General features: G+C 39.3%; 11 protein-coding genes. 5 read left to right on the top strand and 6 right to left on the bottom strand.

Annotated features, from left to right (window positions below):
* Window positions 1-516 precede the first annotated feature (516 nt).
* The 3 genes from CER18_RS05550 (at window position 517) to CER18_RS05540 (ending at window position 3,755) form a co-directional block, all read left to right on the top strand.
* Window positions 517-909 carry a Fur family transcriptional regulator gene (locus CER18_RS05550; protein WP_100129077.1) on the top strand — a complete coding sequence of 131 codons (393 nt, stop codon included), beginning with the start codon at window positions 517-519 and terminating at the stop codon, window positions 907-909.
* A gap of 155 nt (window positions 910-1,064) precedes the next feature.
* Window positions 1,065-2,162 (top strand): HlyD family secretion protein, encoded by a 1,098-nt coding sequence (locus tag CER18_RS05545; RefSeq protein WP_100129076.1) that lies wholly within the window; start codon window positions 1,065-1,067, stop codon window positions 2,160-2,162.
* 21 nt (window positions 2,163-2,183) lie between these two features.
* Window positions 2,184-3,755, top strand: a complete 1,572-nt coding sequence (locus CER18_RS05540) for a DHA2 family efflux MFS transporter permease subunit (RefSeq protein WP_100129075.1) — start codon at window positions 2,184-2,186, stop codon at window positions 3,753-3,755.
* A 1,278-nt stretch (window positions 3,756-5,033) separates the two neighbouring features.
* Here CER18_RS05540 and CER18_RS05535 read toward each other — a convergent pair.
* The 3 genes from CER18_RS05535 to CER18_RS05525 all read right to left on the bottom strand — a co-directional run bounded on the left by CER18_RS05535 (window position 5,034) and on the right by CER18_RS05525 (window position 8,980).
* Window positions 5,034-5,618 carry a GNAT family N-acetyltransferase gene (locus tag CER18_RS05535; RefSeq protein WP_100129074.1) on the bottom strand — a complete coding sequence of 195 codons (585 nt, stop codon included), beginning with the start codon at window positions 5,616-5,618 and terminating at the stop codon, window positions 5,034-5,036.
* 77 nt (window positions 5,619-5,695) lie between these two features.
* Window positions 5,696-6,829, bottom strand: a complete 1,134-nt coding sequence (locus CER18_RS05530) for a type III PLP-dependent enzyme (protein WP_100129073.1) — start codon at window positions 6,827-6,829, stop codon at window positions 5,696-5,698.
* 1,233 nt (window positions 6,830-8,062) lie between these two features.
* Window positions 8,063-8,980 carry a rhodanese-related sulfurtransferase gene (locus CER18_RS05525; RefSeq protein ID WP_100129082.1) on the bottom strand — a complete coding sequence of 306 codons (918 nt, stop codon included), beginning with the start codon at window positions 8,978-8,980 and terminating at the stop codon, window positions 8,063-8,065.
* 115 nt (window positions 8,981-9,095) lie between these two features.
* On the opposite strand from CER18_RS05525, the gene eda reads away from it, so the two are divergent.
* Entirely contained in the window at window positions 9,096-9,761 is a 666-nt protein-coding gene (gene eda / locus CER18_RS05520) for a bifunctional 4-hydroxy-2-oxoglutarate aldolase/2-dehydro-3-deoxy-phosphogluconate aldolase (RefSeq protein ID WP_100129072.1), read from the top strand.
* 195 nt (window positions 9,762-9,956) lie between these two features.
* Here the strand turns inward: eda and CER18_RS10045 are convergent, their stop codons facing one another.
* Both CER18_RS10045 and CER18_RS05510 read right to left on the bottom strand, forming a co-directional pair.
* The gene (locus CER18_RS10045) at window positions 9,957-10,154 is read right to left on the bottom strand and encodes a hypothetical protein (RefSeq protein ID WP_180299391.1); all 198 of its coding nucleotides are present in this window, start codon (window positions 10,152-10,154) and stop codon (window positions 9,957-9,959) included.
* Window positions 10,155-10,208: 54 nt separating this feature from the next.
* Window positions 10,209-11,039 (bottom strand): ferredoxin--NADP reductase, encoded by an 831-nt coding sequence (locus CER18_RS05510; RefSeq protein WP_100129071.1) that lies wholly within the window; start codon window positions 11,037-11,039, stop codon window positions 10,209-10,211.
* 692 nt (window positions 11,040-11,731) lie between these two features.
* Here CER18_RS05510 and alr point away from each other — a divergent pair.
* Window positions 11,732-12,847, top strand: a complete 1,116-nt coding sequence (gene alr, locus CER18_RS05505; protein WP_100129070.1) for an alanine racemase — start codon at window positions 11,732-11,734, stop codon at window positions 12,845-12,847.
* Window positions 12,848-13,421: 574 nt separating this feature from the next.
* On the opposite strand, the gene gcvP is transcribed toward alr, so the two are convergent.
* On the bottom strand, window positions 13,422-16,217 hold the full coding sequence (gene gcvP / locus CER18_RS05500; protein ID WP_100129081.1) for an aminomethyl-transferring glycine dehydrogenase: 2,796 nt from the start codon (window positions 16,215-16,217) through the stop codon (window positions 13,422-13,424).
* Between the last annotated feature and the right edge of the window lie 2 nt (window positions 16,218-16,219).

The following is a 16,219-nucleotide window of genomic DNA, read 5'->3' as shown; positions in this document are numbered from 1 at the left end:
GTCAAAAAACCGTTTCAAAACCAAAAAATATCATACACTAAAAAGTGTAAAATAAAAACCTAAAAGGCAAAACACTGCGTATATGATAAGTCTTAGTTCATAAAACAAGAGCGAAGCCAACCATCGCAAGCAGAAACCGCTCTCGTTACTCGACGTATATAGTACTCTTTCAACAAAAGAGTCAATATCATTTTTTACTTTTTTTCAAAATAAAATAACTATACAGATAAGTGTGCTGAAATATTTTACAATCAAAAAACTTAAAATAAACGGCGTACTTCTAAAAAACATAAACAAGCAGATCTCTCTCATAAAGGCGAATCGCATGAAAGTTTCTTGCAAAATAATGACTGCTCTTAGATCATAACCGCCTCTCACAACAGTTATAACTCTCCTTAAACATCACAATGCGCATCATGTAAAAGACGAAAAGATAGGCTACGTATTCTATCATCACCATTGCATAAACATCTTGCACGCTTTATGCTTTTCCATGAGAGCAAAAGGAAGATGTCAATGTCATCGAAACTGACACGTAACCAAATATTGGTTTTGAACACTTTAAAGAATGCAAAAGGGCCTTTAAGTGCTTATGCGATTCTTGACCAATTACGCGAAGAAGGTTTTCGTGCCCCCCTCCAAGTTTATCGTGCATTAGAAAAACTCGTACAGTTAAAGTGTATTCATCGTCTTGAAAGTGTAAATGCCTTTATGGTCTGTTTACATCCTGAAAAATGTCAACATGAACTTACAACTTTTATAATTTGCGAAAACTGTGGCACAGTCAATGAAATACAAAATCAAATGATTGTATCGAGTTTAAAACAAATGGTTCAGGCGGTTAACTTCCAAGCGCACAAAAGCACCCTAGAAGTACGAGGACTTTGTAAAAAATGCGCAACAAAGTAACATCTCTAACTTGCAAGCTTAGCATATTTAGTATTATGTATCGAAAATTGACTTATTATTTGAAAAGCTCTTATCGCCCTTGCATGTATATCACCCTACCTTGAAGTGATGGACTTGTCCTACACATTGGAACATAAATATTGGAAGTATAAATCATGTCCATATCTGAGACAATTTTGTCAACAAACAACCTCGATAAAACGAAACAAAAAAAAATAATCAAGGCTCTTTTTATCGTCTTTGCACTCTTTGTACTTTGGTTTGGCTATAAGTGGATAACGCATTGGCGTTATATGCTTTCCACTGAAGATGCCTATGTGCAAGGAGATATTGCAGCTATTGCCCCAAAATTAAACGGATATATTGAAAAAATTGCGATTAAAGCCAACCAAGTCGTAAAAAAGGACGATGTTTTATTTTACTTAGACAATGGTGATTATCAAATCGCCTTGGATCAAACAGAAGCGCGTCTTAACACACAGAAAAAAACACTTCTACGCATTGATGCACAAATCACAGCCGCTCATAGTACTTTAGATGATGCAAAAGCGCAAAAAGCAGCTGCTTCAGCCATCGCAACCAATGCACAACTCACCTTAAAACGTGTAACAGAACTGAAAGAGAATCGTTATGCTCCCCAATCTGATGTTGATGATGCCAAATCAGCTTATGAACAAGCTGTCGCAAATGTTAACCGTGCGGACGCACAAATCGCCGCAGCACGCGCCAATATCCAAGTGCTCGAAGCACAACGAAATGAAATAGAAAGTCAAACAAAGAGTTTAGAACTTTCGCGTGAAAAAGCACAACGTGATCTTGATTCAACCATTATACGCGCACCATTTGATGGAATTGTAGGAAATTTAACAGCAAAAACAGGAGATTTTGTTGTAAATGGCCAACGTCTTGCAGCATTAGTCCCCATCCATGCGCTGTATATCGAAGCAAACTATAAAGAAACACAGTTGCAAAATATTCATGCGGGACAAAAGGCTTATATTTCTGTTGATGCCTTCGAAAAGGAGGTCTTTATAGGAACAGTGCTTTCTATTTCACCCGCAACAGGTGCCGTTTTTTCTCTTCTTCCTCCACAAAACGCTACCGGTAACTTTACAAAGATTGTCCAACGCATTCCCGTACGTATTTCTATTCCAGAAGAAGTCTTAAAGACTGGACATATCCGAGCAGGAATGAGTGTTTCAGTAGAAATTGATACTCGTACACAACCACAAGATAAAAATCTTTTACAATAACACGAAAACGACCTCATTATTATGACATCTTCAATACCAAAGCCCATACAGCCTCAAGAGCGCATAGAAATTCGTAACATTGTAATTTTCATCGTTATGGCCTTTGGCATGTTCATGGCGATTTTGGATATACAAATCGTTGCCTCCTCTTTAGCCGAAGTTCAAGCAGGTCTTGCTGCAAGCTCTGAAGAAATTTCATGGGTTCAAACCTCCTATCTCATCGCTGAAGTCATCATGTTACCCCTTTCTGGATTCTTAGGAAGGTTGCTTTCAACACGCGTTTTCTTCACCATATCAGCAGTCGGGTTTACGATTACTTCTGTTCTTTGTGCAACAGCAACATCGATTGGAGAGATGATTATTTACCGCGCGCTCCAAGGTTTTATTGGTGGTGGAATTATTCCAAGCGTTTTTGTTGCCTCTTATGTTCTTTTTCCTCCTTCCAAACGCCCAGTTGTTACCCCTATTGTTGGACTAGTCGCAACACTCGCCCCCACTATTGGCCCAACGGTCGGCGGTTATCTCTGTCATCTTTTATCATGGCACTGGCTTTTTCTCATCAATGTGCCTTTTGGGATTATTATTTCGATTCTCGCTTGGAAATTGATTGATTTTGATAAAGCAAATCCATCTCTCATGGCTAAATTTGACTGGTTGGGGCTCATTTCTATGGCTGTTTTTCTAGGAACTTTAGAGTATGTACTAGAAGAGGGTTCTCGTCATGATTGGCTGAATGATCAGCTGATTCGAGACTTATTCATTATCATGATCTTGTCTGCTGTTCTCTTCTTCTGGCGCGCATTTACCGCAAAAGAGCCTATTGTTGATCTTACGACTTTTTCTAATTTTAATTTTTCTGCTGCATCCATTTTTTCCTTTTCTTTAGGGATAGGTCTTTATGGACTCACATATCTTTATCCCGTTTATTTGAGTCAAATCCGCCATTATGATGCCCTCATGATTGGAGAAACATTGTTTCTTTCAGGGTTTGTCATGTTATTAACCGCACCTCTTGCCGGATATCTTTCCGCACGAATGGATGCACGTTTGATGATGGCGTTAGGACTTTTAGGCTTTGCAATAGGAACTTGGATGGCAAGTTCTATCACAGACAACTGGGATTTTTGGCAACTCTTCTGGCCGCAAGTTTTCCGTGGTACTTCTGTAATGTTATGTATGGTTCCTGTTAATAACATTGCCTTAGGAACACTTCCACCAGAACGCATGCAAAATGCTTCTGGACTCTTTAATCTTACACGGAATCTGGGTGGGGCTGTAGGGCTTGCCATTATCAGCACTCTCATGACAAAACGCTCAGACTTCCATTACGAACGAATAGCCGAAACGCTCAACCACGCAAATAGACAAGCAACTGAAATGCTGTCAAGTTTTACTCTATTTTTCAAAACAGAAACCTTTGATTCGTATACGCTTGCTCTTGTTCAATTGTCTGGTATGGCTCGCATACAAGCAATGATTATGGCTTTTAGTGATATTTTCTTTATCATAACCATTACCTTTGGGCTTTTGGCATTTATGACCATTTTTCTCAAAAAAATACCACCCCTTACTGATTCTCCAGCAAGTCACTAAGCTTAATTTAAATTAAGGAATTTTTTTATCTTTATCACTTGCCTCGATTCTTTTTCACTTTATTGCCTCTCAACAAGCAGTATGAATCAACATATGATTCTAAATGATTCTTCTGATAAAAATTCTTCTCAATGCATTGCTATTTAGGCATAAAAAATAACTTCTCACATGAAAACTTATTTTAGATAATAATAAACACAAAGCTTATCGAAAATGCTCCACACCATAAAGATAAAGCAGCCCTTTTTATAAGGTTTTTGATTTCCCCCCATAAGGTGAAAAAAACATTAAAAGAATATTTGCGCCTGTCATGAGATCTCTCATCTATCTGCCAACCCTATTTTACACTACTGCCCTCATAAAAATGATCCTGTAAGATTCTTTGCACTTCACTCTTTTTAAACTTACGAGAATATTCATACCACCATTCTCTTTTCCTACGCTCCATGGTGCTCTTTTCTTTAAAGTATTTCATAAAAAATTGATGATCTTTTTGATTTTTATTTAAGCCCCCATTTCCCTTACACTATATAGAGCAACGATTTTTTGATTCTGCATGCGAAACTTAAAAGAAGAATCCTGTATTTGACACTCTCATGCCAATTACAAAACGAGATCTGTCTTTATAGTAAAAAGAAGTAAGAATATGTTTTTTAAGAAGCTTTCAAACATGCAATTTTATTTTTTATGCTCTTCTAAAGAATCTAATCCCTACAATTTTGATTCTACCATCGCATATTTTTCTTCCCGATCACTCAGAACACGCTAAAATCGTATAAAATTTTTCACAATGTCTTTCTTTTGGAATAAAGTTGATCAATGAATGATCACTTTCTATACCCTAATTGTACTGTGATAGGTTTTCAATTATGAACGATCAGTCCCATCGTTTAAATTATCTACACACTTTGGTTTACCTCTCAAAACCATTCCCTTGCCCTCACAAGCAGAGAAATAAAAACCACCCGATACAAGATCGGCCAATGATATTGAGAGCAAGAAATTTTATAATGATACCGGAGTTAAAATATTCAAAATCAATCAAGAATTCGATTCCTTTCAAATATTATGAAAAGGATATCACTTCAAAAAAATGAGCTTTAAATATATTTCTACGACCTTAATTGAAACGATCAAAAATAAGAAACGAGCTCCATAAAAGAGTTATATAACACAAGCACAAAACAAATCCCCAAAACTTTGTATACCCCCTTTACCACCAGCCAATATGTTCTCTCTCAATGCTCGCACTGTTGAAAAATAAAATAGATACAATCTTCAAGCCACTTTATGATGCTGAAAACGTCTAGAAACGGCTCGTTCTCCGCTCGCAACCAAAGTGCCATAACATCCAGAAAGATAGTGCGGTATCAGTTCCAAGGCTTGGAAACGATGCTTTTCGTAAGGACCAGGCATTGCCAAATTTTCTGTTAAGCGATTTGAAAAACCAAAACGTTGATAAAACCCAAAATCTCCTACCAATAAAATAGCGCCATATCCTAATTTCTTAGCTGTTTCAATTGCATGGCGGACTAAAATTGACCCTATTCCCATACCAGCGCATTCAGCTGCAACAGCTAAAGGCCCCAAAAGTAAAGCATGTTGTGTTTCATTTTTTTCTTTAAAAAAAGCAACATGCCAAAGACGGACACTCCCCACAAGTTCACCAAGCGCATTTTTAACCACAAAAGAAAGCCCTTGAGCCGCTAACCGACCACGACGTAAAGCCTCTGATGATTTACGTTTACGTCCACGCCCCATCGTTGCATCAAGCAAAATTTCTCGATAAGGTTTGTCTGCTTCTTGCTCCAATAAAAGTGTAAAACATGCCCCATTTTTTGTTTGAAAATTAATCATGTTCATCTCGATGACCCACCCTCTTATAGCGCAATGACGAGCATAGCAAAAAATCTAAAAAAACCTATAATTAAAAGGAAATTTCAGATCACATACGATCGTAAAGGTTCAAAACCATTAAAAGCAACAGATGCATAAGTTGTTGTGTAAGCACCCGTTCCATGAATCAATATCTTATCTCCGATCGTCAGAGATAAAGGAAGCGGATAAGGTGTTTTTTCATAGAGAACATCTGCCGAATCGCATGTTGGTCCAGCCAAAATACAAGGCTCCATAACCTTATCATCATGAGGGGTCTCAATAGGATAACGAATGGCTTCATCCATCGTTTCAGCAAGACCATTAAATTTCCCAATATCAAGATATACCCATCGGACATTATCATTGTCAGCTTTTTTAGAGATCAAAACAACTTCTGTGCGAATAACACCAGCATTGCCAACCATCGCACGCCCTGGCTCAATAATTGTCTCAGGGATACGATTACCAAAATGCTTTTTTAATGAATCAAAAACTGCCGTGCCATAAGCTTGTTCTGTAGGAACATCTTTCAAATAACGCGTTGGAAATCCCCCTCCCATATTCACCAACTTCAATGAAATACCTTCTTGTTCCAATTTTTTAAAAACCCCAGCCACATCCGATAAAGCGCGATCCCACGCACTTAGATCAACCTGCTGAGATCCAACATGAAAAGAAACACCATAGGCTTGCAAGCCTAATTGGTGTGCGCGTTTTAGCACATCAACCGCCATAGCAGGAACACAACCGAATTTGCGTGACAATGGCCACTCTGCACCTTTTCCATCGGTAAGAACTCGGCAAAAAACACGCGCTCCTGGAGCAGCACGCGCAATTTTTTCCACTTCTTCAACACAATCAACCGCATAAAGTGCAACGCCCAATGCATAGGCTTGTGCGATATCACGTTCTTTTTTAATCGTATTCCCAAAAGAAATACGCTCTGGCGTTGCTCCTGCTTTTAAAGCCATTTCAATTTCTGCAACAGAAGCCGCATCAAAAGAAGATCCTAAAGAGCTTAGCAAACGCAAGATTTCAGGGGCTGGGTTCGCCTTTATGGCGTAAAAAATACGAGACTGCGGCAGAGCTTTCTCAAAATTTAAATAGTTGTCACGAACAACATCAAGGTCAACAATTAAGCACGGACCTTCAGAACGATGTGTTGCAAGAAAATCGCGAATACGTTGCGTTGCCATCTGCAATTCTCCTTGAGGGAAAGCTCCCCCACTCTATGCTCGAACAGCCAAAACTGCCAAGAACCAAAGGACAAAAACACACAACAACTATCCCCATTCTGATTATAAAAACCAGAAATTAGCATTGCATGCAGCGAAAGAACAGCGCGAAATCCGCGTCATCCTATATTTGTCTGCCTTTTTGATTGGAGTTGAGAAAACCACTTCCGCACTGAAGGCAATGAGGTGTGCCTCTATAGTTATCCCAGCATTTATATAGCTGGAAGACACCAGAAAGGCCCGCACCGTCGTTGCTTCAAGATGTCCTCATTCTTGCAATTGGCTGTAAGAATGACTGGAGCGGTTAGTTCCAGGTACCGTACCGGTTGACCTCACCATTTGAGAACCAGCGGACACCCACAGGCACGTGCGACTTTGGGCAAGAAATCCTATAAAACGAATCCTTTCTCATTTCAATGATTTTTTTAATTTTAAGCATTTTTTAATTCTTAAAGAAAATATGATGCGAAAGAGCAACACTCCCCTCCACCAGCCAAAGCCCCCCACTTTCATGAAATCATGCCCCTCATGTAAAACAGAATACCCCAAACCGGATATACTTGGGTTACTCATTCATGTGCTTTTTTTAAAGAAATATTTCTTAAAGTGCTCGAGACCATTTTTCAACCAACGCCCATAAATGATAGAATGGCCCCCCTTAATGAAATAATATAAATCTATTGAGCCCCACCATCTTTAGGCTTCATAAAAGAGCAAACCGCTCATCATCACACACTAAGCTCCCAATGTTGAAACAGCCCTTGACATTTGAGACGATTCATAAGAGGCATGTCTTGTCTTATATCGTTTTACACCACGTAGCTTTCCCGCTTGTAATGTGGAAGAGAGAGGGTTTTGATTGATTCAACCACAAAAACAGACTTGGGATGAGAGAATCCTCACGATATTGAGATCTCTTATTCAACATGTAAACAATCAACTATTTCAATGTGCTAAATCGTTAGTAAACGACTTTTCCATTTTAAAATGACAAAGTATTCGAAATATCGATCCTATAAAATCTAAGCAAAACAAACGATCTATAATGCTTATTTATAAATCAAATAATTAATGCCGATAAAAAGACTGAACAACATCCGATTTTATAAAACATTTTTCTACCAATATTAAAAACGCCTCTTTTTTAAATTTAAGAGAAAAACGCTAAGATTTAAACGCCTACCAACGATATCTTTATGTTCCTTGATGAGAATCAATTGCACGCAACTTCAATAATTGGAATTGCCTATGACGCTCACGAAAGCGCTCTCTATCCGCTTCACTGCGCGTATTATAACAAGCCTCACAGGAAACACCTTCTTCATAATGAGGCGATAATTTGCTTTCAGCATTCAGAGGAGAACGACACGCCCGACAAAGTTCGCGTCCACATTCTTCAAGACCGTGTTGAACAGAAACACGCTCATCAAAAACAAAACATTCTCCCCACCATAAACTTTCCTCTTTTGGAACTTTTTCTAAATATTTCAGAATACCCCCTTTTAAATGGTACACTTGCTCATAACCAAGTTCACGAACATACGCTGTTGATTTTTCACAACGAATACCGCCTGTACAAAACATAGCAATTTTCTTTTTTTTCTTTAAATCAGCTTCATGTTGACGCACCCATTCAGGGAATTCGCGAAATGTTTTAATCTGCGGATCAATCGCTCCTTGAAAACTCCCAATGGCATATTCATAATCATTCCGCGTATCGATCAAAATTGTCTCTTCATCTTGAATAAGAGCATTCCAATCTTCCGGATCCACATAAGTTCCAACAACTTTTAGCGGATCAACCCCTTCAACCCCCATTGTCACAATTTCTTTTTTCAACCGCACTTTCATGCGATGAAAAGGCATTTTTGATGCCCATGAATATTTAATCTCCGGCGTTTGAAAAACGGGCTCAGCCGTAATAAAATCGACCAACGCCTCAATCGCTTCACAAGAACCAGCAACAGTTCCATTAATTCCCTCTTGTGCTAAAAGGAGTGTCCCTTTGATATCCTTTGCTTGACATAAATCCTGCAAAGGCTTTTGTAATTGACGATAGTGCTTCAAATCTGCAAAGCAATAAAGTGCAGCAACTTTAAAATTTTTTTCCATGTGTTTTGCCATAACGCGCGTTTCATCCAATTTCAAGATCTATTCATTTACTCTTTAACATATTGTGCTTCATTAAACGATATAAACAATATCATTTCCAAAAGGAAAGAATATCATGTGCCAAAAAAGAGAAAAGCTTTTATTATATCTCCAAGGACAAACCGTTATACCTGTTTTGCTCATTGACGATCTACAAAGTGCTGTCTCCTTAGCACGCGCTCTTATCAAAGGCGGATTAAAAACAATTGAAATCACCTTGCGAACACCCAATGCCCTCAAAGCAATTCAGATAATTACACAAGAAGTCCCTGAAGCAATTGTTGGAGCCGGAACAATTCTCAACACAACGCACTACAAACAAGCCGAACAAGCGGGAGCAAAGTTTATTGTAAGCCCTGGATTATCAAATGAATTAATCAATTGTGCAAAAAACAGTGAAATTCCCCTTCTTCCTGGTGCAATGACCCCAAGTGAACTCATACAAGCATTAGACAAAGGCTATTCATATCTTAAATTTTTTCCTGCCAAAGCCGCTGGAGGTATTGCCTTCATCCAAGCATTAGCATCTCCTTTCTCTGAAATCTTCTTTTGCCCTACAGGCGGGATAACACAAAAAAGTGCAACACAATGGCTCCAACTTCCCAACGTTTTCTGCGTTGGCGGTTCTTGGATAGCGCCCCAACAGCTCATTGCAATAAATGATTGGGATTCGATTAGTGCGTTAGCGCAGACTGCAGCACAACTTTCCCCTCACCCCACAAAAGCGCGCTCTACAACATGAAGATGCGGGAACATTATTCGCTCCTTTAACAAGAACAAACCCCTCACACATCCTTGCACAATCTTTTAACACCTGCCACGGAACCACAAATCATCACCCGATCTTCATCCGAATAAATTTTAACAGACAGTTTGTTTTCAAAAAAGCACCCACTCTCCATAACAGTCGTAATATGGCCCCATATGCTCAGAAAGTTCACGAGTTCGTCATAGGATAAAATTTCAACTGTTGTGCATATGCCCCAATAAGTGGATCTTGTTGCAAAGAGAAAACAAGATCTTTTGCATAAGTCAACTCATTCTTTTCACGCGTTGTTTGAATAAGAATAACTTCTGAAAATTTTTCATACGTATCAAGATCACGAATAATGCTTGCAAAAGGAGCAACCTTCATACCGGTTGGAAGAAGATTAGGTCAATTGTTTCAAAAAAACGCCCAACCCCACCATCACTCTACAAAAGCGCGTTCTACAACATAAGTCGCGGGAGCGTTATTCGCCCCTTCAACAAGACCAAAGCCTTCACACATCCTTGCGCAATCTTTTAACATGGCCATGGAACCACAAATCATCACCCGATCTTCATCCGGATGAATTTTGGGCAAACCAGTTTTTTCAAAAAAGCATCCACTCTCCATAACAGTCGTGATACGCCCCATATGCTCGGAGGTTTCACGAGTCGTCATAGGATAAAATTTCAACTGTTGTGCATATGCCCCAATAAGTGGATCTTGTTGCAAAGAGAAAACAAGATCTTTTGCATAAGTCAACTCATTCTTTTCACGCGTTGTTTGAATAAGAATAACTTCTGAAAATTTTTCGTACGTATCAGGATCACGAATAAGGCTTGCAAAAGGAGCGACCCCCGTACCCGTTGAAAGAAGATAAAGACGTTTTCCAGGAATAAGAGCATCAAGAACCAGCGTTCCTGTAGATTTTTTACGCATGAGAACCGTATCACCAATTTTAATTTTTTGCAGATGCTCAGTTAATGGCCCTCCTGGAACTTTTATCGAAAAAAACTCAAGCTGTTCATCCCAAAAAGGACTTGCAATCGAATAAGCGCGATAAATTGGCTTTTCTGCATTTGGCAAACCAATCATAACAAATTCACCCGAACGAAAACGAAAACTTTCCGGACGATTCAAGCGGAATTTAAATAATCGATCCGTATAATGACAAACCTCTTGAACAGTAAGAGCAAATACATTCGCAGGAATCGGAAAATCTGAAGCAACGCTGCTGTTGTTTGACGGAACATTGGTAGCAGACGTATTCATACTCTTCCCCATATCTTTATTGAACGTTAAATTTCGAATCCTTGACGTGATATAGTACTTGCATAACCATCTGCCAACAATTTTCTTAAAACAAAAGCCTTAAGATTAACACTTTTATGTCAAAATGAATCGAATGAAGAAAATACAAATATAAATCATATTCAAAGAAAAAATGGAAGGTTAAACAATCATCACAGCGCCCTTATAACACAGATAAGTGACCATCCTTCTCTTCGTGGAAAAAACCTGTAAGTCATTGCTTGTAATTCATTGATTGAGGGTGAAAAATTTATCATTTTACATTCTCTGAATATCAAGCCATGGTTATTTTAAGAAAAACAACCCCACCAGCAATAATAGCATAACATTGCACTCTTCAAAATGATACAATACAATAAGTCATGCTTTATTTTTTTAATATGCCTCAACACAAGAAAGTCAGTAAAAAACAAAAGTCTATGTTTTATAAATTATCAAAAGACACCGTGTTGATAACAACACAAATAAAACTAAAATATCTCTTATATCCAGAGTGCCATTTTACATAAAAAACGGCTTTCATGGCGCACAATTTAGTATGGATTCCTTATGATTTTGGCCATAACAAATAGTATTTTTTCCTATATCATAAGAAGACTCTATGAAATAACCAAAGAAAAAGCGGTATTCACGAACAAAGATAAGATCTTAAAATGAACAAACCCGTTAATGATGAAATAAACGCACACCTCTATGCTGCTGTAGCAACCATTGATATCAATGCCATTGTTGCCAATTATATCACTTTAGCCAAACGTGTAGCACCAACACAATGTTCAGCAGTTGTCAAAGCAAATGCCTATGGGCTAGGAGCTCACAAAATTGCTCCTGCCCTTTATCAAGCGGGGTGTCGTACTTTTTTTGTCGCCCAAATCAGAGAAGCATTACATTTAAAAAGTATTTTACCACCAAATGTCACGATTGCTCTTCTGAATGGACTTCCACACTTAGCAGAAGAGTTTGTCGCACAGTCTGGTATTGTTCCTGTTTTGAACTCTTGGAATGCCATTGAAATTTGGCAAAAGATTTGTCAAAAAAAGGATAAAAAATTTCCAGCAATTGTTCAAATCGATACCCATATGAACCGATTAGGACTTGATCAAAAAGAATTACAAAAACTCATCAAACACCCTACAATTTTTGAAACCGCAGACATAAAATATATTCTCAGTCACCTTTCTAATGGAGAAGATGATACCCACCCATCAAATGATGTCCAATTAACCTCTTTCAAAACTGCCCTTGCACAACTACCAACATGCAGAGCTTCCTTTGCCAATTCTGGAGGTATTTTTTTAGGCTCGGATTTTTATTTTGACCTTGTTCGCCCCGGTATTGCTCTTTACGGAATCGACCCCTCAGGAAAGCACTCTTCTCTTTTAAAACCTGTTTTAAAACTTGAAGCCCAAGTCATTCAAAACCGTGTTGTTGATATAGGCACACCTGTTGGTTATGGAGAAAGTTTTATCACCAGCAGACCAAGCACTCTTGCAACCATTTCTATTGGCTATGCAGATGGTTGGCTGCGTGCTCTTTCGAATAAAGGAGCCGTTTATTTCAATGGGCACAAACTTCCCATGCTTGGGCGCGTTTCTATGGATTCTATTATTGTAGATACAACCGACCTTGATCAAAAACCTCAAACAGGTAACTGGGTAGAACTCATTGGCCCCCATCAAACACTTGAAAAAGTAGCTATAGATGCCAACACCCTTCCCAATGAAATTCTAACGTCTCTTGGATCACGCTATAAATACATTTACACATGAAAGACTTTTTAAACAAATAAACTGATCAAAGTCATCACCTTAGAAAATCAGAACGCTTCTCAGAAAGATTTTACAACAATCAGTCGTATAAAATGGTCATGAAGCACCGTACATTCACACAGATCCCCAAAGAGACAAACAAGTTAATGGGCTGTTTTATAAAAGTGAACTTCACCAAAAACACAAAAATTGATTTTATTCTTTCTGCAATGGGTCGTAGACTTCTTAAGAGTATTATGTCACAACCCATGCAAAAAACCGGCCCCTGTCCCCATAGATTTTTCTCTCGCTCTCGTTTATGTGGATTGGCTGGCTAAAAACAACCGCTGCACCTCGTCACTAAAACAAAGTCATACGATAAAAAGAAAAGAAGAGCATAGCTATTACCTACAAAGCACAGCTTTTCTGTCCATATTTTTGATTTTTCTCATGTTATAAAATGATAAAAACAAGGAAAAATTCTCGCAAACAGACAAATAGCGCTAGAGTAACATGATCAATAAGTACAAAACCCACACAAAATGTGTGGGCTTTTTTTATTTATGCAAATAAATAAATTGAATATATATTTTTACTAATAGGTATTTCCCAATGGTGGACACGAGCAAATAAGCATTCTGTCTCCCGCCACATTATCAATACGCGATACAGGAGGCCAATATTTATTGGCTGGATCAAGGGAGCTATTGGGAAAAGCAGCTTCTTGTCGCGAATAGGGTCGCGCCCAAGCATCATCTAAAGTATCTGCGACTGTATGAGGGGCATTCACCAATGGATTATTGTCTTTTGGCCAAACCCCGTTCCCAACTTTCTTCGCTTCTTCAGCAATAGAGAGTAATGCATCACAAAGTCGATCAATCTCTGCTTTTGGTTCTGACTCCGTTGGCTCAATCATCAAAGTTCCCGGAACAGGAAACGACATCGTGGGCGCATGGAATCCATAATCAATAAGACGTTTTGCAATATCATCAACACTCACCCCATACTGATCTTTCAACACACGTGTATCCACAATACATTCGTGAGCAACACGTCCATGTTTGCCTCGATAAAGAATGGAATAAGCAGATGAAAGACGTGCAGCAATATAATTAGCATTTAAAATAGCTATTTGTGTTGCATATTTTAAGCCATCAGCGCCCATCATTCGAATATACATCCACGTAATTGCGAGAATAGAGGCACTTCCATAAGGAGCCGCTGAAACCGCATGGGTTGTCCCATCTTGTTCATGCCCTGGTAAGAAGGACGTAAGATGCGCTGCAACGCCAATTGGCCCCATACCAGGACCACCTCCTCCATGAGGAATAGCAAATGTTTTATGCAGATTCATATGACAAACATCAGCACCAATATCGGCAGGACGCGCAAGCCCCACAAGTGCATTGAGATTAGCACCATCAAAATAAACTTGTCCGCCATTTTCATGAATAATAGAACAAATTTCCTTAATGCTTTCCTCATAAACACCATGGGTTGAAGGATAAGTAATCATGAGAGCAGCTAATTTATCCTTATGCAATTGCGCTTTCATTTTGAGATCATCCACATCAACATCGCCATCACTTAAACATTTTACCACAACAACTTCCATCCCTGCCATATGCGCCGAAGCTGGATTGGTCCCGTGTGCAGAGGCAGGAATAAGACAAACTGTCCGTTGATGTTCTCCCCGTGAATGGTAATAACGTCGGATAGCCAAAAGCCCCGCATATTCACCTTGAGCACCAGAATTTGGCTGAAAAGAGACTTGCGCAAATCCTGTAATTTCACACAACCACGCATTTAACTGATTGATCATCTCCCAATAACCCGCCGCATCCTCTTGTGAAACAAACGGATGTATATTGGCCATGCTGGCCCAACTTACAGGCATCAATTCAGCCGCTGCATTAAGCTTCATTGTACAAGAACCAAGAGGGATCATCGCCCGATCCAGCGCCAAATCTTTATCCGCCAAACGACGTAAAAAGCGCATCATATCTGTCTCTGAATGAACCGCATGAAAAAAGGGCTGAGAAAGGAAAGCAGCATCCCGTTCTTTGCCAAAGAGTCGTGGAGAAACCTGATCAACAAGTTGTGCTCCCAAAAGCTCGGCTAAAGCGCAGGCATCTTCTTCTGTCGACAATTCATCAAAATTGATTGCAATGGTGTCATCATCAAAAACACGAACAAGACGCCCATTCATCTTGGCTTGATGCGCAATCTCTCGCGCTTTTCCCTTTACAACAATGCTGACACAATCAAAAAAAGATTCTGCTTCACAAGAAACACCTGCAGCCTCTAACCCCGCAACAAAACGACATGTTAAATGATGAATCCGCTGCGCAATTTCTTGTAAACCTTTTGGCCCATGCCAAACCGCATAAGCGGTTGCCATGTTAGCCAACAAAGCTTGAGCTGTACAAATATTTGAGGTCGCTTTATCACGCCGAATATGTTGTTCACGGGTTTGCAAAGCTAAACGAAAACCAACACGCCCTTCTGTATCCACGGATTGACCAACAATACGCCCTGGAATAAGACGCGTGAGTGCCTCACTAACCGCAAGGTAACCAGCATGCGGACCACCAAACCCCATCGGAACGCCATAACGCTGCATAGAACCAACAACAATATCAGCCCCCCATTTTGCCGGTGCTTCCATAAGAGTAAGCGCTAAAGGATCAGCCACAACGATAACCAGCGCACCTTTTGCCTTTGCTTCTTTTATGATCTCACTGTAATCATGAAAAGAGCCTTTTGTATCAGGCCAAGAGAGAACAATTGCCGCTGTATCAGAACAAATTTCCCTCTCACAGCTGATCCGAATGCCTTGTGTTTCAGCACGCGTTTGCACAACACTCAAAGTTTGAGTATGCAAAAGACTTTGAAGAGAAATTTTTGTTTTTTTCTCACGGAAAAAGCGAAAAGCAAGAGCATTGGCTTCTGCTAAAGCGGTTGCTTCATCAAGAAGGGAAGCAGCAGCAACAGGCAAACCGGTCAGTTCACTAATCAAGGTCTGAAAATAAAATAAAAGCTCTAAACGCCCTTGGCTAATTTCTGCTTGATATGGCGTATAAGCGGTATACCAAGCCGGATTTTCAAACAAATTTCGTAAAATAACCGGCGGCACAAATGTTCCATGATATCCTTGCCCAATAAAACTTTTATGCACACAATTACGCTCCATCATTTTGGAGAGTTCTTCTAAGGCTTGGTTCTCACTTGCAGCTTTTGGAAGATTCAATGGACGCTTCAAATGGATAGAATTAGGAACCGCTTGAGAAATGAGAGTGTCAACACTATCAAGTTCTAAAACATCAAGCATTTTTTGTGTTTCATCAGGACGCAGCCCAATATGTCGAGAAGAAAAAGAACGCTCGATCATGA

Origin of the sequence: Bartonella tribocorum (genome assembly GCF_002777915.1) — a bacterium.
GTDB lineage: Bacteria > Pseudomonadota > Alphaproteobacteria > Rhizobiales > Rhizobiaceae > Bartonella > Bartonella tribocorum_A.
Note: the sequence above shows the minus strand (reverse complement) of the source record. Positions and strands in the feature narration are given on the sequence as shown.

Coding starts and splice junctions, on each gene's coding strand:
- CER18_RS05525 (WP_100129082.1), bottom strand. CDS start 8,980: ATGGAAAAAAATTTTAAAGTTGCTGCACTTTATTGCTTTGCAGATTTG.
- CER18_RS05540 (WP_100129075.1), top strand. CDS start 2,184: ATGACATCTTCAATACCAAAGCCCATACAGCCTCAAGAGCGCATAGAA.
- alr (WP_100129070.1), top strand. CDS start 11,732: ATGAACAAACCCGTTAATGATGAAATAAACGCACACCTCTATGCTGCT.
- eda (WP_100129072.1), top strand. CDS start 9,096: ATGTGCCAAAAAAGAGAAAAGCTTTTATTATATCTCCAAGGACAAACC.
- CER18_RS10045 (WP_180299391.1), bottom strand. CDS start 10,154: ATGAAGGTTGCTCCTTTTGCAAGCATTATTCGTGATCTTGATACGTAT.
- CER18_RS05550 (WP_100129077.1), top strand. CDS start 517: ATGTCATCGAAACTGACACGTAACCAAATATTGGTTTTGAACACTTTA.
- gcvP (WP_100129081.1), bottom strand. CDS start 16,217: ATGATCGAGCGTTCTTTTTCTTCTCGACATATTGGGCTGCGTCCTGAT.
- CER18_RS05545 (WP_100129076.1), top strand. CDS start 1,065: ATGTCCATATCTGAGACAATTTTGTCAACAAACAACCTCGATAAAACG.
- CER18_RS05530 (WP_100129073.1), bottom strand. CDS start 6,829: ATGGCAACGCAACGTATTCGCGATTTTCTTGCAACACATCGTTCTGAA.
- CER18_RS05510 (WP_100129071.1), bottom strand. CDS start 11,039: ATGAATACGTCTGCTACCAATGTTCCGTCAAACAACAGCAGCGTTGCT.
- CER18_RS05535 (WP_100129074.1), bottom strand. CDS start 5,618: ATGAACATGATTAATTTTCAAACAAAAAATGGGGCATGTTTTACACTT.